Below are 3,675 nucleotides of genomic sequence, written 5' to 3'. Positions count from 1 at the left end.
GGGTCCTGGGAGAGTAGGACGCCGCCAAGCAATCAAAAGACACGATCGTAGATAAGCGATCGTGTCTTTTTCTGTTATTATGATCATGGGAATGAATATAACTCCTGTAGGCTGTTTTATATATCTTGGTCTTAGAGATAAAACTCATTTTATACATAAAATACTGGCCTTCCCATCATCCAAGCTGTGATACAATAGGTGGGGTCTATATAGAAACGGAAACACGCATGAGTACGAGGAGGAACTGAATCACGATGAAATCAGCCCCGTTTATTGCCGTGGAGGGTCCGATTGGTGCGGGGAAAACAACGTTAGCAACGATGCTTTCTCAGGAATTGAACCTTCCGCTGGTCAAGGAAATTGTAGAAGAGAATCCCTTTTTGGCTTCCTTCTATCAGGATATAGATGAGTGGAGCTTCCAGCTTGAAATGTTTTTTCTGTGTAACCGGTTTAAGCAACTGGAAGACACAGGCGTGCACTACATTAAGAAGAATACACCCGTCATTTCGGACTATCATATCTATAAAAATATGATTTTTGCCGATCGTACCTTAAAGGGCACGAAACGGGACAAATACCGTCAAATCTATCACCTCTTAACGGATGATCTGCCGAAACCCAATCTGGTGCTCTATATTGAGGCTGAGCTCGATACATTGATGAACCGGATCAACAAACGTGGACGGTCTTTTGAGCAGGATATGGACCCCGCTTATATGGAGCAGTTAATTGCAGATTATAAAACAGGTATGGACTACCTGGCTAGCAGCCCGAATCCGCCAATTATCATTAAGGTGAATGCGGAGCAGCTCGATTTTGTAGAACATCCCGAACATTTCAAACAGATTGTTAATCAGGTAAAGGAGTACATCACATGAACAATTATGGCATTCCGGCCAATGCATTAATTACGGTAGCAGGTACCGTTGGGGTGGGCAAATCCACTCTGACAGCGGCACTGGCAGAACGTTTGAGTTTCAAGACTTCGCTTGAACAAGTCGACCACAATCCATATCTGGAGAAGTTCTATCATGACTTTGAACGCTGGAGCTTCCATTTGCAGATTTATTTCCTGGCAGAGCGTTTTAAGGAACAGAAGAAAATTTTTGAACTGGGCGGTGGATTTGTACAGGATCGTTCCATCTATGAGGATACAGGTATCTTTGCACAAATGCATGCGGATCAGGGCACAATGTCGGCTACGGATTTTGAGACGTACAGCAGTTTGTTTGAAGCTATGGTGATGACACCGTATTTCCCTCATCCGGACGTACTGATTTACCTGGAAGGTAGCCTACCATCCATTCTGAATCGGATTACGGAACGCGGACGGGAGATGGAGATTCAGACGGACCGTTCCTACTGGGAGCATATGCATGAGCGCTATTCGGTATGGATTAATCAATTTACGGCCTGTCCGGTACTGCGTTTGAACATCGATGAGTACGATGTGAATGACCCAGCATCGGTGGATGCCATTTTGGCGCAGATTGCTGCTGTCATTAATCCCTCCAACGCTACGCAATTATAAACATTAACTTATCTAAGTATGTTATTCATAGGTTAATAAAAGAGTTATTAAATTAATAAGATTAAATGAGATCCCCTCTCTGCCAATTCAAGGCTGATAGAGGGGGTTTTTTGCGTTATTTTGAGATAAAAGCATTGGTGCAGAACCTATTTTAATGATTATAAGATAGTAGAAATTTGTTGAATAAAAGGACTATTTGTGGTTTCATAGAAAAGGTGAATTCTGGAAAAGAAGCATAAGCATGACTCAGGAGGGAAAGACAACGTGGAAGAGAAACAAGGGATCAAGATCGGCATGCCAATCGTTGGTGGATTATTGGCAGCAATTGTAGGAGGAATTGTGTGGGCAGTAATCGCTGCCATGACGGAAAGGGAGCTAGGGCTCATTGCTATCGTCATTGGGGCGCTCGCAGGCTACGCGGTTGTATTGTTCTCGAACAAACGGATCGCGACGGCACATAAAGCCATTGCAGTTATCTTTGCCCTTATCGGCATTTTGCTTGGGAAGTATCTGACGGTGGTGTATTTTACTTCCGAGTTGTTCAGCGATGCAAGCATGTTGGATCTGGTGTTCGATGGTGAGATGGTTAGTGCATTTGTGGATACCTTTACGGATTATTTCAGCGAGCCGGTTGACCTGTTATTCATCGTACTGGCGATTGTATCGGCATGGCAGATTCCAGGACGGATGGCGAAGACCAGTATGGCATCGGATGCTTCCTCGTCAGATCACGCTCCTAGAGCTTAACCGATGGATAGAAGGAAGCAAGACCTGTGTAATACAGGGATTGCTCCATTAAAAAAAGTACTCAGAGTGAATAACTGTAAATGGCTTATTCACATTGCGGCTGAGATACTACAAGAGGGACGTGACGTCTTAGGGCGTACGTCCCTTTTTTGTGTAAACTGAGTAATGTTGAATCCCTCGGCTGTCCAGCACATTGCATGAACACGGAAAAGATGTGGCAGAACGGAGTTCTATTTAACACGAGCATATTGCCTATAACGAGAGAGCAAGTTTTCATTAGCAATAGAAAGTTCGAAATGGAACTACTTGTCTACAACGTATACATACCTGATTGCGAGGGGCATCGGATAATACGGATAATGCTATAGGTGGAATCAATGTAGGCCTAGATTAGCTGTTTCGATCAGCAAACACAGCCATGGCATCCCTCATAAATACAGCCAAGCCTTCGCCGAATTGATCAATATTACGTGTAAAACGTTCGTCGTCTACGTACATTTGGCCTAACCCTCTGAAGACTTCAGGAGAATAATTGCCCATGTTGTTCAGATAGCTGTACCATTCCGAGATTCCGGCTTGAGCTTCGGCAGAGTTTGGATCCGTGTGACGAATTGCTGCAAGACGAGCGTAGATTGAATTCATTTGATCGGATAGAGCTTTTTGCTCCCCAGTAGACTGGTTGTGTAACTTTTGATTAGCCTGATCCACTGCTTGGTCTCCCCAACGTTCCCGCGCTTCCTGCTCATACGGATTATGACTGAAATTAAACCCTTCAAATTGTTCTTTGGTTGTCATCTTAATTTCTCCTCTCACGTGTTGAACCGATTTATCAATGGTGGCGATCATTTGGTCCAACCGCTGGCGTTTCTCCAACAAAATACGGCGATGCATATTCAGGGCTTCTTCTCGATCGAAAGATGGATTGTTTGTAATCTCCTTGATATCTTTCAGAGAGAAATCGAGTTCTTTAAAAAATAAAATCTGCTGCAGCATTTCCAGATTGGCATCTGAATACAGTCGATATCCGGCAGAAGTCACTTCGTCCGGTGTTAACAGTCCGATCTCATCATAATGATGCAGTGTGCGCACACTGATCCCGACAAGTTCGGCCACTTCTTTTACTTTCATGGCCATGATGGAAACCTCCTTACACCACCGATTGTACAGCGTCACGTTACGTGAGAGTCAACAGGTGAAAATGAAAAAAATAAGATGCAGGCACGGAAGCTGCATCTTGAGAATAACTGAATGTGCTGCACCATCTATCTGGTGCGGCACACGGACTGGCGGTGCAGGGAGCGCGTGGCTACGCCTGCATCCCGCGCACCGCCGCAGCGAACTGCGCAGCCGCTGCGCGCACCTCGGCCGCGCTCGCGATGGCGGAGATGACGGCTACG

The 3,675-nt window shown here is 45.1% G+C and carries 4 protein-coding genes; 3 read left to right on the top strand and 1 reads right to left on the bottom strand.

Translation table 11 applies throughout. The annotated features are described in order from the left end of the window. Positions 1–254: 254 nt before the first annotated feature. From A6049_RS32165 to A6049_RS32155, 3 genes are all read left to right on the top strand, one after another. Positions 255–878 carry a deoxynucleoside kinase gene (locus A6049_RS32165; RefSeq protein ID WP_063568458.1) on the top strand — a complete coding sequence of 208 codons (624 nt, stop codon included), beginning with the start codon at positions 255–257 and terminating at the stop codon, positions 876–878. Then, positions 875–1,531 carry a deoxynucleoside kinase gene (locus tag A6049_RS32160; RefSeq protein ID WP_063568457.1) on the top strand — a complete coding sequence of 219 codons (657 nt, stop codon included), beginning with the start codon at positions 875–877 and terminating at the stop codon, positions 1,529–1,531. Before A6049_RS32165 ends, A6049_RS32160 begins: the two co-directional genes overlap by 4 nt. Positions 1,532–1,795: 264 nt before the next feature. Next, on the top strand, positions 1,796–2,278 hold the full coding sequence (locus tag A6049_RS32155) for a hypothetical protein (protein WP_240321612.1): 483 nt from the start codon (positions 1,796–1,798) through the stop codon (positions 2,276–2,278). A gap of 390 nt (positions 2,279–2,668) precedes the next feature. On the opposite strand, the gene A6049_RS32150 is transcribed toward A6049_RS32155, so the two are convergent. Then, the gene (locus tag A6049_RS32150) at positions 2,669–3,412 is read right to left on the bottom strand and encodes a MerR family transcriptional regulator (protein WP_063568456.1); all 744 of its coding nucleotides are present in this window, start codon (positions 3,410–3,412) and stop codon (positions 2,669–2,671) included. Positions 3,413–3,675: the final 263 nt, after the last annotated feature.

The sequence above is a fragment of the Paenibacillus sp. O199 genome, from assembly GCF_001636635.1.
GTDB lineage: Bacteria > Bacillota > Bacilli > Paenibacillales > Paenibacillaceae > Paenibacillus > Paenibacillus marchantiae.
This window is presented reverse-complemented; position numbering and strand designations above follow the sequence as displayed.